Source organism: Ruegeria sp. BHSC026 (assembly GCF_059613065.1).
Window position 1 is genome coordinate 1 of the sequence record NZ_JBXWRV010000018.1, and the last position, 16,926, is coordinate 16,926.

Genomic DNA, 16,926 nt, shown 5'->3' on the forward strand with positions numbered 1-16,926 from the left:
ACTCGACATGGGTTTCGAGGTTCAGACCCTGCCAATACGGGTCATAGTGCCGCGCGGTCTCGGTCTTGAGATCGGCCTTGGACCAGCCCGCCAGCGCCTCGCGCAGCGCCTTCTTGGCCTCGGCGCCCCGGTTGGCGCGGTTGAGATCCTCCATCCCGGTTTCCAGCGCCCGCTTGGTTTCGGCGTGCAGCGCGCGCAGCAAGGTGGCCTTCCAGTTGTTCCAGGTATCGGGCCCCACCCCGCGGATGTCGCAGGCCGTCAGAACAGTCAGCAGGTCCAGCCGTTTGACGGTTTTCACCGCTTTGGCGAAGTCGCGGACCGTGCGCGGGTCGGAAATGTCGCGCTTCTGCGCCATGTCCGACATCAGCAGGTGATAGCGCACCAGCCACTCGACGGTTTCGCATTCCTTCTTGTTTAGCCCCAGCCGCGGCGCCACCGTGCGGGCGATCCGGGCCCCCAGAATCGAATGATCCTCGGGGCGGCCCTTGCCGATGTCATGCAGCAACAGCGCGACATACAGCACCCGACGGTTCACGCCGCCCTTCAGGATCGACGAGGCCAAGGGCAGCGCCTCGACCAACTCGCCGCGTTCGATCTGCGCCAGGTTTGTGATGCACTGGATCGTGTGTTCGTCCACGGTGTAGCTGTGGTACATGTTGAACTGCATCATCGCCACGATGGGCTCGAATTCGGGGATGAAGGCCGAAAGAACGCCCAGTTCGTTCATGCGGCGCAGCGCGCGTTCGGGATTGCCGTGTTTTAGCATCAGATCCAGAAAGATGCGCCGCGCCTCTTTGTCGTTACGCATGTCATCGTCGATCAGGTGCAGGTTGGCGGTGACTAGCCGCATGGCATCGGGGTGGATCAGCATACCGGTGCGCAGGCCCTCTTCGAACAGGCGCAGCAGGTTCAGCTTGTCGGACAGGAAGCTGTCGGGGTCGGCCACGTCCAGACGCCCGTGCACCACCTTGTACCCCGGCTTGACCCGCGGTTTGCGGCTGAAGATACGTTCCAGCAGGGGCGCGCTCTTCATGTGGGCCGCTTCGAGCTTCGTCAAAAAAATCCGTGTCAACTCACCGACTCGGGTGGCCTCGCGGAAGTAGCGCTGCATAAAGATTTCGACCGCACGACGTCCCGCGCGGTCCTCGTATCCCATACGCTCGGCAACTTCGACCTGAAGATCAAAGGTCAATTTCTCGGTCGCCCGCCCGGTAACCAGATGCAGGTGGGAGCGCACCGCCCACAGGAATTCTTCAGCTTGGGAGAAAGTTCTGAGCTCGTCGGCGGTAAAAAGACCGAGAGGCACCAGCTCGGCCACATCTTGCACGCCGTAGATATATTTGGCGATCCAGTACAGCGACTGCAGGTCGCGCAGCCCGCCCTTGCCTTCTTTCACGTTGGGCTCGACCACGTAGCGCTCGCCCTGTTTGAGGTGGCGCGCGTCCCGTTCGTGCAGCTTGGCCTCGATGAATTCGCGTTCCGAGCCCTTGAACAGGTCAGATTTCAGCCGCTGTTCGAGCTCGGCGGCCAGGGCCGCGTCGCCGCCCAGAAACCGGTGCTCCAGCATCGCGGTCCGGATCGTGAAATCATCCTCGCCCAGGCGCAGGCAGTCGCGGATCGTGCGCGACGAATGACCGACCTTCAGCCGCAGATCCCACAGCATGTACAGCATGGATTCGATCACGCTTTCGGCCCAAGCGGTGATCTTGTAGGGCGTCAGGAACAGCAGATCGACATCCGAGAACGGTGCCATTTCCCCACGCCCATACCCGCCGACCGCCATCACGGCGATCTTTTCACCCTGGGTCGGATTCGCCAGCGGATGCAGCCGGGTGCTGGCCACCTGCAACGCGGTGCAGACCAGCCCGTCGGTCAGATAGGTGTAGGACCGGGTCAATGGACGGGCGTCGAAAGGGCGGGCGGTGAACGCTTCGGCAATGGCCTGACGCCCGGCCTTTTGCGCGTCGCGCAACACGCGCACCACCGCAGCGCGGGCCGCCGCCGTGTCAGAGCTATCCATAAGGGCCGCTGACAACCGGGCGCCGATCGCATCGCAGTCGAAAATCTCGGAGGCGTCACAGATCAGCGGGCCGCTGGGCTGCAGAGCCAGCGCAAGCGGTTCAGAAACCGGCGCCGGAGAAGCTTTGTGGGGCAGGGTCAATCACAACCACCTGTTTGTTCTGGATCGTGGCAACCGCCAGACCGCGTTCGTTGGTGCCGTCCGGTCGTAGACGGAAGATGCCGCCCACCCCCTGGAACCCGGCGTTCTGCGTCAACGCGGCCGCTGACAGGGCGTTCGAATTGCCCTGGCTGGCCAAGGCGCCGATGGCTGCGATACCGTCATAGGCCAACCCACTGATCGGGTGCGGGGCCTCGCCATAGGTCGCGTTGTAGCGCTGCCGATAGGCTTGGGCCTTGGCCGGATCGGGCAGGGCGAACCATCCGCCCTGGACCCCGGGCAACTCCAGAGTCTGCGCCGGGATGTCCCACCGTGTCAGGCCGATATATTGCACCAGGGCGGGGGACACGCCGGCCTCGGGCAGCAATTGGGTGAACAACGGCAGCGCGCCGGCGGTCGTGGCGGTCAGGAAAATCGAATCCGCTCCGGTCTGATCCACCGTGGCCTTGATCGCCGGAACCGCGTCGATCACGCCTTGCTGAGACCGGTCAAAGCCGACCTCGCCGGCATTGGCGACTCGGCTGCCACTAAGGGCGTTGGCGATCGCGGCGCGTCCCAACTGCCCGGCGGCGTCGTTGCTGTAGACGACAACCATTTTCGATTTGCCCTGCCGGCCTGCGAAATTGATCAGCCGGCGGGCCGTGTTGTCGAAGGTCGGCCCCAGCACGAAGACATTGCCGCCCGCGATGCTGGTATTGTTCGAAAACGAAAGCACGTTCACGTTCTTGCTCAGCACTGCCAGCCCCGCCGCATTGGCGGCCTGGGCATAGACGGGCCCCAGAATGACCTTGGCGCCGTCGGCCACCGCCTGCTGCGCCGACGCGGTCGCGGTGTTCGGATTTCCGGCCGTGTCATAGACCCGCAGGTCGATCCGGGCGTTCTGAAGATCCGCCATCGCCAGACGCGCGGCGTTCTCGAGGCTTTGGGCCAGCGACGGATCGCTGGACTGAGGCACCAGCAGCGCAACGGGAACCGGCTCGGAGGTATCGATCGAGGGGCCCCGGCCGGTCGCGCCCGGCTCGCAGGCGGCCAGAAGCGCAGCAGTGGCAATGCCGATGGCGATTTTCGCGATCTTGCGAACGGGGTTGCAAACGGTGGACATCTCGATGAAAACTCCCTGATCCGGCGGCACGGGGCGCTGCTGTTTGGTGCCGCCGCGATAATAAACGTCACGCTGCGAGGGTCCAGCATTGAATTTCCAAAAGGTTAGATTGGCGGGGGGGCTGTATTTCGTTGCCACACCGATCGGAACGGCGCGCGACATCACGCTGAGGGCGTTGGATGTTCTGGCCTCGGCGGATGTGATCGCCGCGGAAGACACACGAAGCCTGCGCAAACTGATGGAGATTCACGGCGTGCCGCTCGAAGGGCGGCGCATTCTGTCCTATCACGATCACAGCGGCACGGGCGCACGCGAGCGGATCATGGCCGAACTGGCCCAGGGCAAGTCGGTGGCCTACGCCTCCGAGGCGGGGATGCCGCTGATCGCCGATCCGGGATACGACCTGGGCAAGCAGGCGGCCGAGGCCGGATTCACCGTGACCTGCGCCCCCGGTGCGTCAGCTGTAGTGACGGCGCTGACCCTGGCGGGCCTGCCGACGGACGCCTTCTTTTTCGCCGGTTTCCTGCCGAATGCGTCAGGCGCCCGCCGAACACGGATCGAGGCGCTGCGCGACATTCCCGGAACGCTGGTATTCTACGAATCCCCCAAGCGTTTGGGGGCATGCCTGTCGGATCTGGCGCAAGTCTTGGGCGACGAGCGACAGGCCGCGGTCTGTCGTGAACTGACCAAAAAGTTCGAGGAAGTCCGGCGGGGTAGCTTGGTAGAGCTGTCCGAGCAGTATCGAGATGCCACCGTGAAGGGCGAGATCGTCTTGCTGGTGGAGCGCGCCCATTCACAAGCCGTTAACGATTCGGATGTAGAAGAGGCGCTGCGACAGGCTCTGGAAACGCACTCGGTGCGGGATGCGGCAGATCTGGTGTCCAAGATGTATGATTTGCCAAGGCGGCCGATTTACCAAAAGGCTCTGCAACTGGGAAAGGGATGATATGGCGCGACGGTCGGTCCAGGGCTCGGTTTCCTATCACGCCGGGCAAGCGGCCGAGCACAGCGTCGCTGCCGACTACGAAAGACGAGGGTTCGAGGTCTGTCACAGGCGTTGGCGCGGCGCGGGGGGCGAGATCGACCTGATCGTCCGGGATGCGCAAGGCCTTGTGTTCGTCGAGGTCAAGAAAAGCCAAACCTTTGACAGCGCCGCCGCTCGGATCAGCAAGCGCCAGATCGACCGGATATATGCCTCGGCGGCGCAGTATTTGGCGCAGGAACCGGGCGGACAGCTGACCGATGTCCGGTTCGATGCGGCTCTGGTGGATGCAACGGGCGCAGTGCAAATCGTCGAAAACGCCTTTGGTCAGGGCTGATCGCCATTGAACACCCGTCCCCGCTGGGCCATGTATCTGGCGTGAACACGAGGGACACGCCATGAAAATCGCCTTTCAGATGGACCCGATCGGGGCCGTGGACATCAATGCCGACAGCTCGTTCCGGCTGGCCGAAGAAGCCCAGGCCCGCGGCCACCAGCTGTTTTACTACGGACCCGATCAACTGGCCTATCAAGAGGGGCGCATCACCGCCCGCGGTCACGATATGACGGTGCAGCGGGTTGCTGACCAGCCCGCGGTTCTGGGGCCTGAGCGCGAGGTTGATCTTGCGGATTTCGATGTCGTCTGGCTGCGGCAGGACCCGCCGTTCGACATGCACTATATCACCTCGACCCATCTGCTGGATCGGCTGCGCGGGCAGACGCTGGTTGTGAATGATCCGTTCTGGGTGCGCAACTACCCGGAAAAACTGCTGGTTCTGGATTTCCCTGACCTGACTCCGCCAACCACGATCGCCCGCGATCTGCGGACCATCAAGGCGTTCAAGGAAAAGCACGGCGACATCATCCTCAAGCCGCTCTATGGCAATGGTGGGGCCGGCGTGTTCCGCCTCGATGCGGATGACCGCAACCTGACCTCGTTGCACGAGTTGTTCACCGGTTTCTCGCGAGAGCCGCTGATCGTTCAGAAATTCCTGCCGGATGTGCGCAACGGCGACAAGCGGGTGATCCTGGTAGATGGCGAACCGGTCGGCGCGATCAACCGCGTTCCAGCCGAGGGTGAGACGCGGTCGAACATGCATGTGGGTGGTCGCCCCGAAAAGATTGGCCTGACCGACCGTGATCTTGAGATTTGCGCGGCCATCGGACCGCTGCTGAAGGAAAAGGGCCAGATCTTCGTAGGCATCGACGTGATCGGCGACTATCTGACCGAAATCAACGTGACTTCGCCCACAGGAATCCAGGAATTGGAGCGGTTCAACGGAACCAATATTGCCGAAAAGATCTGGCAGGCGATTGAGGCCAAGGTCTAAGCCGCAACTCGGGCGCTGATCCTATAGCTCAGCGCCTCGGCCACATGGGGGCGACGCACATCGGGCGCGCCCTCGAGATCCGCAATGGTGCGGGCCACACGCAGAATACGGTGGTAGGCCCGCGCCGACAGGCCGAACCGTTCGGCCGCCTTGACCAGCAGGTCCTTGCCCTCGGCGTCTGGAGCGGCGACCTCTTCCAGCAGATTGCCCTCGATATCGGCGTTCTGGCGAATGCCGGGCGTGTCCTGAAAGCGCTGGGCCTGAACAACGCGCGCCTGCTGCACCCTCGTGGCAACGGTGGCCGAGCTGTCTCCGGATGGGGGCAGGTCAAGGTCGGTAAAGCCCACGGGCGGCACCTCTATCCGCAGATCGAACCGGTCCATCAGCGGCCCCGAGATGCGGCCCAGATAGTCCTCGCCGCAGACGGGTGCGCGCGAGCAGGCGCGGGACGGGTCGCTGAGATATCCGCATTTACAGGGGTTCGCTGCCGCCACCAACATGAACCGGCAGGGGTATTTCACATGGGCGTTGGCGCGGGCGACCATGACCTCGCCGGTCTCGATGGGCTGGCGTAGGGTTTCCAGAACCGTACGCGGAAACTCGGGGAACTCGTCCATGAACAGGACGCCGTTGTGGGCCAGGGAAATCTCTCCGGGTTTCGCGCCTTTTCCGCCGCCTACGATCGCCGCCATCGATGCCGTGTGATGCGGCTCGCGGAACGGGCGGGTCCTGCTGATGCCGCCCTCGTCCAGCATACCGCACAGCGATTGGATCATCGAGGTCTCGAGCGCCTCGGTGGGCGTCAGCGGCGGCAGTATGCCGGGCAAGCGGGCAGCCAGCATGGATTTGCCCGATCCCGGCGTGCCGATCATGATCATGTGGTGACGGCCGGCTGCCGCGATTTCCAGCGCGCGTTTTGCCCGTTCCTGCCCTTTGACGTCGCGCAGATCGCGGGTCGAGGGCTCCAACCTGACCTCGCCGGGTTGGGCGACCGACAGGGGCGACTGACCCGTAAAATGGCGCACGACGTCGCCCAGGGACGCGGCCCCGATCACCTGGGTTGCGTCAACCCAGGCCGCCTCGGCGCCCGACGCGCGCGGACACAGCAGCGTGCGGCCCTCGGCCGCGGCGGTCATCGCGGCGGGCAGGGCGCCGGCCACGGGTACCAATGAGCCGTCCAGCGAAAGCTCGCCCAGAGCCATGGTGCCTTCGGCGGCGTCGGCGGGCAGGATGTCGATGGCACAGAGCAGGGCCAGCGCGATCGGCAGGTCGAAATGGCTGCCTTCCTTGGGCAGGTCGGCGGGCGACAGGTTGATCGTGATGCGTTTGGATGGCAGCGCAATGGCCATTGCACTGAGCGCACTGCGCACGCGTTCGCGGGCCTCGGACACGGCCTTGTCCGGCAGGCCGACGATTGAAAAGGCGGGCAGCCCGGGGGATACGGCGCATTGCACCTCGACCGGGCGGGCCTCGACCCCCTGAAAAGCAACGGTATGAGCGCGGGCGACCATGGCGATCCTGTTCGTGGTTAACAGGGCCTTGCTGCCATGGCGCCGGTTTAGGAATGGTTAACGGTCACATCGCTTGCCGGATCATATGCGTGAATTTCGGCCACGCTCCGGGGTCGGCCACGGTTTTGTCGCGGCAGAAAGTGTTGCAGAAGCCCCATCGTTTGCTGTCCAGTTCGAGAAATGCGGTCACCGGTTCGCCGGAATAGGGGCAGAGGTCATTGACCGACGGCCCCGCCTCAACTGCGCGGGCTGTCGAGGCCTCGCCGATCGGCCAAGGCTCGGCGTCGAGCGGCTGGTCATAGGGGAACGGGTCGTAGTCGACCGTTAGACCCATCGCGCGCCATTGTCGAACCGCCGGGTCCGACAACAACTCCATGCAATAGTCGTGGTTCTGCGCGGATACGGGCAGACCGTAGCCGATGATCCGGGCCGCGACCGGTGTATAGAACACATCGGCCAGCGAATAGCTGCCGAACAACGGGCCGGACTCCATGCCCGAAATTTTGCGCGCATGCGCCCACAGGGTCTCGATCCGGGTCAGATCGGCGCGGGTTTCGCCGGACGGCTCAAACCCTTTCCAGCGGTGTTTGAGTTGCATGGGGCAGGCCGACCGCAGTGCATGGAACCCGGCGGCCATCTCGGCACAAAGCCAACGGGCGGTTGCGCGGCCGGCGGCGTCTTGCGGCCAAAGCTGGGCATCGGGATGGCGTTCGGCCAGCGTCTCGGCGATGGCGAGGCTTTCGCCGACCACCGTGCCGTCGGGCAGGCGCAGCCCAGGGACCAGACGGGCCGGGGCCAGCGGCTGCATGTCCCGGGCCATCGTGCCCGAATACAGGCCGATCATGTGGGTCGTGTAGGGCAGGCCGAATTTTTCCAGCATCAGCCATCCGCGCATGGACCAGCTTGAAAACAGGCGGTCCCCGATGAAAAGGTCATATGTCATGGCTCAAGGATGGCCGAACGCCTGACATCGGTAAAACGCTGATTTGTGTGCGTTGTATTCACGGAAGATGATTGATCCGGCCGACCGACCAGGTTTTGCCGTCAAACGCCAACTCGGTCACCGACAGGTTGTCGATGCGATGGGCAAAGGCCTGTTGCGCGTCCAGATCCAAGGCACGCTGTATCTGGGTCAGGATCACGCCGAAATGAGCCACGATGACCAGATTGGCGCCTGTATGCGTAGCGATCAAACCGTCGATCGCCGCGTCGACCCGCGCGCGGACCGCGTTCCAGCTTTCGCCGTTGGGCGGACGCACGTCGCCTGGGCTGTCCCAATAGGCAAAGGCCAGTTCGGGGTCTTCTGCCTCGATCTCGGGAAAGGTGCGCATTTCCCAAGTGCCGAAATGGATCTCGCGCAGGTCGGGGTGGTGCGGCAGGCGGCGGCGCGTGCCTTGAATTGCCGTGGCCGTATCCGCAGCGCGCGACAGGTCCGAGGAAATGACCAGCGCATCCCGCGGCAGGTGGTCGTGCAGGCGCGTGAGGGCCGCGTGGTCGCTCAGGTCGGCGGGAATATCGGACCAGCCCACCATCGTCTTGGCATGGGTCGGGCCGTGACGGACCAAATGCAACCGGGTCACGGCAACTGGCCTTTCAAGACCTGCGGTAGTCCCGCGATGACCTGAACCACCAGATCGGCTTGGGCGGCGAGGGCAATGTTCAGCCGCCCCTGCGCCTCGCGGAATTTGCGGGCCAGCGCATTGTCGGGAACGATACCGTGTCCCACCTCGTTCGAGACCATCACGACCTGCGCGGGGCAGGTCCGTAGCGCGGCCAAAAGGGCGGCCTGTTCCCGTTCAAGATCGCTGTCGGCAAGCAAGTGATTGCTGAGCCACATCGTGGCGCAATCGATCAGGCAGACCTGATCCGGGCTCAGCCCCGCCAGCGCCGGACGCAGGTCCATCGGGGCTTCGATCGTGTGCCAGCCGTCGCCTCTTTGGTCCACATGGCGCCTGATTTTTAGGCGCATCTCATCATCAAACACTTGTGATGTTGCAAGGTAGACGCGGGTTTTTCCTGTTGAAACAGAGAGTTGCTCGGCAAATGCAGATTTTCCCGACGCCGCGCCACCCAGCACAAAGGTTAAATCGGGATGCATTTTTTACTACCTTTACAGTGATCCACCCGGTGCGCCCTTGCGTATCGACCATACGTCGGCAAGGCAAGACCGGCGGCGCCTACGACAGATGGGAGAGCTGCATGGCACTGGATAACCCGAACGACTTCTCGATGTCCCGGCAGGCTATGAAAGCCGAATTGCTGGATGCGGAAACCGAATTGCGCCTGGCCTACGCTTGGCGCGACGAGCGCGACGAACAGGCCCTACACCGATTGATTATGGCCTATATGCGATTGGCAATTTCAATGGCGGCCAAGTTCAAACGCTATGGCGCGCCGATGAATGACCTGATCCAAGAGGCCGGGCTGGGCCTAATGAAGGCAGCAGACAAGTTCGACCCGGATCGCGGGGTTCGCTTCTCGACCTATGCGGTGTGGTGGATCAAGGCCAGCATTCAGGACTACGTGATGCGCAACTGGTCGATGGTGCGGACCGGTTCGACGTCATCCCAGAAATCCCTGTTCTTCAATATGCGCCGGGTGCAGGCGCGGCTGGAGCGCGAAGCTGCGTCCGATGGTTTGGAACTGGACCGGCACCAGCTTTACCAGATGATCGCGGCCGAGATTGGTGTTCCGCTGCGTGATGTCGAAATGATGCATGGCCGGCTGGCTGGGTCCGATTTTTCTCTGAACGCCGTGCAGTCGGCCGACGAAGATGGACGCGAATGGATCGACGCGCTGGAGGATGACAGCGCGCAGGCCGCCGAACTCGTGGAACATGGACACGACACCCGCCAATTACGGGAATGGCTCATCACGGCGATGCAGGCGCTGAACGACCGGGAACGGTTCATCGTGCGCGAGCGAAAGTTGCGCGACCCGGCGCGGACGCTGGAAAGCCTCGGTCAGGAATTGGGCCTGTCGAAAGAGCGCGTGCGCCAACTCGAGGCGGCGGCCTTCGTGAAAATGCGCAAGAGCCTTGAAGGGCAATCGCGCGAGGTGCAACACTTCTTCGCATGAGATTTCTTGCGATTCTGACGGCGGCTGCCGTTTCCCTCACCGGTTTGGCGCGCGCGGCGGCGGCCGGTGAATACATACCCGACGATGTTCTAGCCCTGATGAAAGAGGCCGATGTGGTCATCCTGGGCGAGGTTCACGACAACCCGCGCCATCACGTGGTGCAGACCGAGGCAATTGCAGCGATCGAGCCGTCGGCCGTCGTTTGGGAAATGGTCACCGAAGAGGGCGCGCAGCGTCTGGCGCAGACGGCCGCGTCAAACCCCGAGGAACTGTCGCGCATCCTGCGCTGGGCCGAATCCGGATGGCCACCGCTCAGCATGTATTATCCGGTTTTTCAGGCTTCGAACGCCCCGGTCTATGGAGCTATGGTGCCCCGTGCGGCTGCCCGGGCCGCGATGGAGCGCGGGGCCGCGACCGCGCTGGGCGCGGATGCGGCGCGATACGGCCTGACCGTGCCGCTGGCCCCCGAGGATCAGGCGGCGCGCGAGGCCGAGCAGCAGGCGGCCCACTGCAACGCCATGCCCGCCGAGATTTTGCCACAGCTGGTCGCCATCCAACGCCTGCGCGATGCGGTTCTGGCCCGCGCCATCCTGCGCGCGGTGGATGAGACCGGCGGACCGGTGGCGGTGATCACGGGCAATGGGCATGCGCGCAAGGATCAGGGCATTCCGACCTTCCTGAGCCGTCTGCAGCCGGGGCTGAGGCTGTTCGTGTTGGGGCAGGCCGAAGACGGTGCGCTGACCGGTGAATTCGATGCGGTGATCAACAGTCCCGCCGCCGATCGCGAGGACCCCTGCAAGGCGTTCGAGACGCAGGATTAACCGCTGGAACTCGGGCCATGCGTGGCATAGTGTCGGGTCCGACTGCGACCGGGAAAGGCTGAACATGCTGGCATCCAAACGGATTCTCCTGATCATCGGCGGAGGCATCGCGGCCTACAAGTCGCTCGACCTGATCCGCCGCCTGCGCGAGCGGGGCGCCTCGGTCACTCCGGTCCTGACCCGCGCGGCCGAAGAATTCGTGACACCGCTTTCGGTGGCGGCCCTGGCCGGGGAAAAGGCCTATCGCGATCTGTTCGACCTGACGGATGAGGCCGAGATGGGGCACATCCAACTGTCGCGCTCGGCCGATCTGGTGGTAGTCGCGCCCGCGACGGCCGATCTGATGGGCAAGATGGCCGGAGGGCTGGCCAACGATCTGGCCTCGACCCTGTTGATGGCGACGGACACGCCGGTTCTGTGCGCGCCGGCGATGAACGTGCGGATGTGGACCCACCCGGCGACCAAACGCAACCACCGTCAGTTGATCGCCGACGGGGTTCGGTTCGTGGGGCCGAACGATGGCGACATGGCCTGCGGCGAATACGGGCCCGGGCGGATGTCCGAGCCGCTGGAGATCGTCGCGGCGGTCGAGGCGGCGCTGGCGGACGGTCCGTTGACGGGCAAGCGGATTCTGGTGACCTCGGGGCCGACGCACGAGCCGATCGACCCGGTGCGGTACATCGCCAACCGGTCCTCGGGCGCGCAGGGTGCCGCGATTGCCCGGGCTCTGGCGGCGCTGGGGGCCGAGGTGGTCTTTGTCACCGGTCCCGCCGAGGTGCCGCCGCCCGACGGCGTGCAGGTGGTGCGTGTCGAGACCGCGCAGCAGATGTCGGATGCGGTGGATGCCGCCTTGCCGGTGGATGCGGGCGTGTTCGCCGCCGCGGTGGCCGACTGGCGCGTTGACGGGGCCTCGGACCGCAAGCTCAAGAAAAGCCGCGATGGCACGCCCGCACTGGAGTTTGCCGAGAACCCGGACATCCTGAAGCGGGTGTCGCACTTGGGTGCTGGCCGGCCCGCCTTGGTCGTGGGTTTCGCCGCCGAGACTGACGACGTGATCGCCCATGCAACCGCCAAGCGGGCGCGCAAGGGCTGTGACTGGATCGTGGCCAATGACGTTAGCCCGGCGACGGGGATCATGGGCGGGGCCGAGAACGCGGTTGTGCTGATCACGGACCAGGGCGCCGAGGAATGGCCGCGCATGGGCAAGGACGCGGTGGCCGCGCAGTTGGCGGAACGGATTGCGGCGGCTTTGGCCGGGTGACCGGCCCATTGCAGGTGCACGCAGTTGGAAAACGAGGGGGCAGCGATGGTGGCAATTCGGGTGATCCGGGAAGACGGGGCCGATCCGGCGGTTGCATTGCCGTCTTATGAAACGGCCGGTGCCGCCGGTGCGGATGTGCGGGCCAACCTGCCGGATCGGGGCAAAATCGTTCTGATGCCCGGAGAGCGCGCCCTGGTGCCGACCGGCCTGCGGATCGAGATACCGGATGGATACGAGGTGCAGGTCCGCCCACGCTCGGGGCTTGCCTTGAAACATGGGATCACGCTGCCCAACGCGCCGGGCACGATCGACAGCGACTATCGCGGCCCGCTGGGGGTGATCGTGCTGAACGCGGGGCAGGACCGGTTCGAGATCGCCCATGGCGACCGGATCGCGCAGCTGGTCGTCGCGCCGGTCGTGCAGGCCCGGTTCGAGCTGACCGGCCGCCTGCGGCAGACGGAACGCGGAGCCGGTGGGTTCGGTTCCACCGGGCGCAGCTGATGCTGTTGGTCTTGATTCTGGCTGCGGGGCTGTGGGGGCTGGGCTATCTGACCGGCGCATCCCGAACCGCGCGATGGGTCTCGATTGTGGTTCTACTGGCGGGAGTCGTGCTGTCGCATCTGGTGCTGCCCGATGGGCACCCGGTCCGTCTGGCCACCGGCGGGTCGGCCGCGATGTGGTTGATTCTGGTGGGGGCGGTGGCTTTGGTGACGGGGTATGGCGCGATCGTGAAAGCGTTGCGCCGTCGTGCCCATTCGGTGCAGGCCGAGCCTGCGCCCGCCCCCGCCGGGCAGTTCAGCCAGACCGAACTGGAACGCTATGCCCGTCACATCGTCCTGCGTGAGTTGGGCGGACCGGGCCAGAAACGCATGAAGACGGCGCGCGTGCTGGTGATCGGCGCCGGGGGGCTTGGCGCGCCGGCCTTGCAATACCTGGCGGCCGCGGGTGTCGGTACGATCGGGGTGATCGATGACGACGTGGTCGAAAACGCCAACCTGCAGCGGCAGGTGATCCATCGCGATACCGACATCGGCATGCCCAAGGTCTTCTCCGCGCAGCAGGCGATGGAGGCGCAGAACCCCAACGTCATCGTGCGCCCCTATCACCGTCGTCTGACCGAGGAGATCGCCGCCGAGCTGTTTTCCGACTATGACTTGATCCTCGATGGAACCGACAATTTTGAGACCCGGCATCTGGCCAACCGCACCGCCGTGGCGCTGGGCAAACCGCTGATCTCAGGCGCGCTGTCGCAGTGGGAGGGGCAGCTGAGCGTGTTTGATCCGGCCAGCGGCGCGCCCTGCTACCAGTGCATCTTCCCCGAGGCTCCGGCCCCGGGTCTTGCGCCCTCTTGCGCCGAGGCCGGGGTGATCGGGCCGCTGCCCGGCGTGGTGGGCGCAATGATGGCGGTCGAGGCGATCAAGGTGATCGCCGGTGCCGGTCAGGCCCTGCGCGGCGAGATGCTGATCTATGACGCGCTTTACGGTGAAAGCCGCAAGATCACCCTGTCACGGCGCGCCGATTGCCCCGTCTGCGGGCAATTGGGCTGAGAGCACCCGCTCCAGAAACCTGGCGTCCGCCTCTGGACGATCCTTGCCGCTATTCCTAGCTTGACGCTCAAAGGAGTATTCGATGAGCAACCCGATCCTGTCCGACTGGACGACCCCGTTTGAAATCGCGCCTTTTGCCGAGATCTCGGATGATGACTTCGCCCCGGCGCTCGAGCAGGCGCTGCAGGCGCATACCGACCAGATCGCGGCGATTGCAGCTAACCCCGAACCGCCAAGCTTTGCCAACACGATCGAGGCGCTCGAGGCCGCCGGTGAAGGTCTGAGCAAGGTTCTGTCGGTATTCTACACCGTGGCCGGAGCCGACAGCAATCCGGCGCGCGAGGCGCTGCAGCGCGACTTTTCGCCCAAGCTGGCGGCCCATTTCGCGGCGATCTCGTCGAACAAGGCCCTGTTCCGGCGGGTGGCGGACCTGTGGGCGCAGCGGGACGACCTGGGCTTGACCGAGGAACAGGCGCGGGTGCTGATGCTGACCCATCGCGGCTTTGTCCGCTCGGGGGCGGCCCTGCAGGGCAAGGCGGATGCCCGCATGCAGGACATCAAGGCGCGTCTGGCCAGCCTTGGCACCGCCTTCACCCAGAACCTGCTGGCGGACGAGCGCAACTGGTTCATGCCGCTGTCCGAGGATGATCTGGACGGGCTGCCCGATTTCGTGATCGACGCCGCGCGGGCCGCGGGCCGGGAAAAGGGGGCGGATGGCCCTATCGTGACCCTGTCGCGGTCGCTGATCGTGCCGTTCCTGCAATTCTCGCCCCGGCGCGACCTGCGCGAGAAGGCCTATCGCGCCTGGACGGCGCGTGGGGCGAACGGGGGTGAAACCGACAACCGCGACATCGCGGCCGAGATCCTGAAGCTGCGCGAGGAACGCGCCCGGCTGCTGGGCTATGAGAATTTCGCGGCCTTCAAGCTGGAGACCGAGATGGCCCGCAGCCCCCAGCGCGTGCGCGAACTGCTAATGCAGGTCTGGACCCCCGCCAAGGCCCGCGCCGAGGCCGATGCCGCGGTGCTGACGCAGATGATGCAGGCCGACGGCATCAACGGTCCGCTCGAACCGTGGGACTGGCGCTATTATGCTGAAAAGCGCCGCAAGGCCGAGCATGACCTTGATGAGGCGGCGCTGAAGCCCTTTCTGCAACTGGACCGGATGATCGAGGCCGCGTTTTCTTGTGCCAACCGTCTGTTCGGGCTGGAGTTCGCGCCGCTGGATGTGCCGCTGTATCATCCCGATTGCCGGGCCTGGGAGGTCACCCGAAATGGCCAGCATGTGGCCGTTTTCATCGGCGACTATTTCGCGCGCGGCTCGAAACGGTCTGGCGCATGGTGCAGCGCGATGCGGGCGCAGGCCAAGTTTCCCAAGGTGCAGACGCCGATTGTCATCAACGTGTGCAATTTCGCCAAGGGTGACCCGGCCCTGTTGTCCTATGACGACGCGCGGACCCTGTTCCACGAATTCGGGCACGCCCTGCATCAGATGCTGTCGAACGTGACCTATGAAAGCATCTCGGGCACCAGCGTCGCGCGGGATTTCGTCGAGCTGCCGAGCCAGCTGTACGAACATTGGCTGGAAGTGCCCGAGGTGCTGGCCCAGTTCGCGACCCATGCCGAAACCGGTGAGCCAATGCCGCCCGAGATGCTGGAAAAGGTTCTGGGTGCCGCCAACTTCGATCAGGGCTTCCAGACGGTGGAATATGTGGCCTCGGCGCTGGTCGATCTGGCCTTTCACGACGGTCCGGCTCCGGCCGATCTGATGGCGCGGCAGGCCGAGGTTCTGGCCGAGATCGGGATGCCGCATGCGATCGGGATGCGCCACGCGACCCCGCATTTCGCGCATGTCTTTGCCGGGGACGGCTACAGCTCGGGCTACTACAGCTATATGTGGTCCGAGGTCATGGACGCGGATGCCTTTGCGGCCTTTGAAGAGGCCGGCGGTGCGTTCGACCCCGAAAAGGCGCGGGCGCTGGAAGAACACATCCTGTCGACCGGCGGCTCGAAAGAGGCCGAAGATCTGTATCTGGCGTTTCGCGGTCGCTTGCCGGGCGTTGATGCCTTGCTGAAAGGGCGGGGCCTGATCGCGGCGTGACCGACCGGTTGCGCCCCGCCGCGCGCTGCCCATTGCGGGCCGGGCGACGGACCAAGTGAGATTGGCATGCGGCGCTGTTCCTGCGCCGTCAGTAGCCCAGGTCGCGATCGACCAGATGCAAAAGCGGCTGTCCGGCTTCGTTGCGTCGGATGTTCTCGCAGATGACCTGGGCTGCGGTCTCGGGCCGGGTTTCCGAGGCGATATGGGGCGTGACCGTCACGTTCGGATGCGCCCAATAGGGATGCTGGGGCGGCAAGGGTTCGGTGCGGAACACGTCCAACGTTGCATGGGCGATCTGGCCCGTGTCTAACGCTTGCAGCAGGGCCTGATCGTCGATCAGCGCTCCGCGCCCCGGATTGATGATCCGGGCGCCTTTGGGCAGCAGGGCCAGCGTCTCGGCGTTCAGGGTGTTTTCGGTCGCCGGGGTATCGGGCAGCAACAGAACCACGATGTCGGCCTGTCGCAACGCGCGGCGCAGGCCGTCAGGCCCATGCATGCCGCTGACTCCGGGGATGGTCTTGGCGGTGCGGCTCCAACCGATGACGTTGAACCCGAGACTGGACAGCGCCACGGCCGCCGCCTGCCCCAGCGCCCCCAGTCCCAGCACGCAGACCGTTCGCTGGGACGCCAAAGGCGGAGGGTCCGGGGCCCAGACACCGTCTTGCACCGTGATGTGCCGGTCCATGCCCAGATGGTAGCGCAGGACGTGGCCCACCACCCATTCGGTCATACCCTGAGTCAGGCCGTGATCGACCATCCGGGCCAGCGGAACGGTCAGGGTTTCGTTTCCGGCGATCTTCTCGACCCCCGCCCAGAGGCTGAGCACCGCCTTCAACCGCTTGAACGGGGTGAAATCCTGCAGACCGCCATTGGGGGCATAGACGACATAGTCCACCTGTTCCGGCGGAAGATCGATGGCGATGGTGGCGTCCATCCCCGACAGGCCCTTGGTCAAGAGCGGTTCATAGACCGGCCACAGGGCAGGGCGGGCAGAGAACAGGACATTGATCGACATC

General features: G+C 64.7%; 16 protein-coding genes. 9 read left to right on the forward strand and 7 right to left on the reverse strand.

Going from position 1 to position 16,926, the window contains the following annotated elements; all coding sequences use genetic code 11:
- Together AC2FME_RS16065 and AC2FME_RS16070 are read right to left on the reverse strand one after the other, a co-directional pair.
- The coding region (locus tag AC2FME_RS16065) for a [protein-PII] uridylyltransferase (protein WP_496800971.1) at window positions 1-2,161 on the reverse strand (2,161 nt) is incomplete at its 3' end.
- Window positions 2,121-3,281 carry a penicillin-binding protein activator gene (locus AC2FME_RS16070; protein WP_496800972.1) on the reverse strand — a complete coding sequence of 387 codons (1,161 nt, stop codon included), beginning with the start codon at window positions 3,279-3,281 and terminating at the stop codon, window positions 2,121-2,123. The genes AC2FME_RS16070 and AC2FME_RS16065, both read right to left, overlap by 41 nt.
- An 88-nt stretch (window positions 3,282-3,369) precedes the next feature.
- On the opposite strand from AC2FME_RS16070, the gene rsmI reads away from it, so the two are divergent.
- The 3 genes from rsmI to gshB all read left to right on the forward strand — a co-directional run bounded on the left by rsmI (window position 3,370) and on the right by gshB (window position 5,594).
- Window positions 3,370-4,227 (forward strand): 16S rRNA (cytidine(1402)-2'-O)-methyltransferase, encoded by an 858-nt coding sequence (gene rsmI / locus AC2FME_RS16075; protein ID WP_496712949.1) that lies wholly within the window; start codon window positions 3,370-3,372, stop codon window positions 4,225-4,227.
- A gap of 1 nt (window position 4,228) precedes the next feature.
- The gene (locus tag AC2FME_RS16080; RefSeq protein WP_496682081.1) at window positions 4,229-4,600 is read left to right on the forward strand and encodes a YraN family protein; all 372 of its coding nucleotides are present in this window, start codon (window positions 4,229-4,231) and stop codon (window positions 4,598-4,600) included.
- A 61-nt stretch (window positions 4,601-4,661) separates the two neighbouring features.
- Window positions 4,662-5,594, forward strand: coding sequence for a glutathione synthase (gene gshB / locus AC2FME_RS16085; RefSeq protein WP_496688115.1), 933 nt, complete (start codon window positions 4,662-4,664; stop codon window positions 5,592-5,594).
- Here the strand turns inward: gshB and AC2FME_RS16090 are convergent.
- The 4 genes from AC2FME_RS16090 to cobU form a co-directional block, all read right to left on the reverse strand.
- Window positions 5,591-7,105: a YifB family Mg chelatase-like AAA ATPase gene (locus tag AC2FME_RS16090; protein ID WP_496800973.1), complete on the reverse strand. Its 1,515-nt coding sequence runs from the start codon at window positions 7,103-7,105 to the stop codon at window positions 5,591-5,593. The two genes, gshB and AC2FME_RS16090, sit on opposite strands and share 4 nt — an antisense overlap.
- A gap of 64 nt (window positions 7,106-7,169) precedes the next feature.
- Window positions 7,170-8,048 (reverse strand): glutathione S-transferase, encoded by an 879-nt coding sequence (locus AC2FME_RS16095; RefSeq protein ID WP_496742215.1) that lies wholly within the window; start codon window positions 8,046-8,048, stop codon window positions 7,170-7,172.
- 58 nt (window positions 8,049-8,106) lie between these two features.
- Window positions 8,107-8,685 carry a histidine phosphatase family protein gene (locus tag AC2FME_RS16100; protein WP_496800974.1) on the reverse strand — a complete coding sequence of 193 codons (579 nt, stop codon included), beginning with the start codon at window positions 8,683-8,685 and terminating at the stop codon, window positions 8,107-8,109.
- Window positions 8,682-9,203 (reverse strand): bifunctional adenosylcobinamide kinase/adenosylcobinamide-phosphate guanylyltransferase, encoded by a 522-nt coding sequence (gene cobU / locus AC2FME_RS16105; protein ID WP_496682068.1) that lies wholly within the window; start codon window positions 9,201-9,203, stop codon window positions 8,682-8,684. The genes AC2FME_RS16100 and cobU overlap by 4 nt, the downstream gene beginning before the upstream one ends.
- 101 nt (window positions 9,204-9,304) lie before the next feature.
- Between cobU and AC2FME_RS16110 the strand changes: the two genes are divergently transcribed.
- The 6 genes from AC2FME_RS16110 to AC2FME_RS16135 all read left to right on the forward strand — a co-directional run bounded on the left by AC2FME_RS16110 (window position 9,305) and on the right by AC2FME_RS16135 (window position 15,910).
- Window positions 9,305-10,183, forward strand: coding sequence for an RNA polymerase factor sigma-32 (locus AC2FME_RS16110; RefSeq protein WP_496682065.1), 879 nt, complete (start codon window positions 9,305-9,307; stop codon window positions 10,181-10,183).
- Complete coding sequence (locus AC2FME_RS16115; RefSeq protein WP_496682064.1) at window positions 10,180-11,004, forward strand: ChaN family lipoprotein; 825 nt, start codon at window positions 10,180-10,182, stop codon at window positions 11,002-11,004. Before AC2FME_RS16110 ends, AC2FME_RS16115 begins: the two co-directional genes overlap by 4 nt.
- 64 nt (window positions 11,005-11,068) lie before the next feature.
- Window positions 11,069-12,265, forward strand: coding sequence for a bifunctional phosphopantothenoylcysteine decarboxylase/phosphopantothenate--cysteine ligase CoaBC (gene coaBC / locus AC2FME_RS16120; protein ID WP_496800975.1), 1,197 nt, complete (start codon window positions 11,069-11,071; stop codon window positions 12,263-12,265).
- Window positions 12,266-12,310: 45 nt separating this feature from the next.
- A complete protein-coding gene (dut, locus tag AC2FME_RS16125; RefSeq protein ID WP_496711668.1) occupies window positions 12,311-12,766 on the forward strand; it encodes a dUTP diphosphatase in 456 nt (151 codons plus the stop codon).
- Window positions 12,766-13,812: a HesA/MoeB/ThiF family protein gene (locus tag AC2FME_RS16130; RefSeq protein ID WP_496800976.1), complete on the forward strand. Its 1,047-nt coding sequence runs from the start codon at window positions 12,766-12,768 to the stop codon at window positions 13,810-13,812. The genes dut and AC2FME_RS16130 overlap by 1 nt, the downstream gene beginning before the upstream one ends.
- 82 nt (window positions 13,813-13,894) lie before the next feature.
- Window positions 13,895-15,910 (forward strand): M3 family metallopeptidase, encoded by a 2,016-nt coding sequence (locus AC2FME_RS16135; protein ID WP_496800977.1) that lies wholly within the window; start codon window positions 13,895-13,897, stop codon window positions 15,908-15,910.
- 88 nt (window positions 15,911-15,998) lie between these two features.
- On the opposite strand, the gene AC2FME_RS16140 is transcribed toward AC2FME_RS16135, so the two are convergent.
- Entirely contained in the window at window positions 15,999-16,925 is a 927-nt protein-coding gene (locus tag AC2FME_RS16140; protein ID WP_496800978.1) for a 2-hydroxyacid dehydrogenase, read from the reverse strand.
- Window position 16,926: the final 1 nt, after the last annotated feature.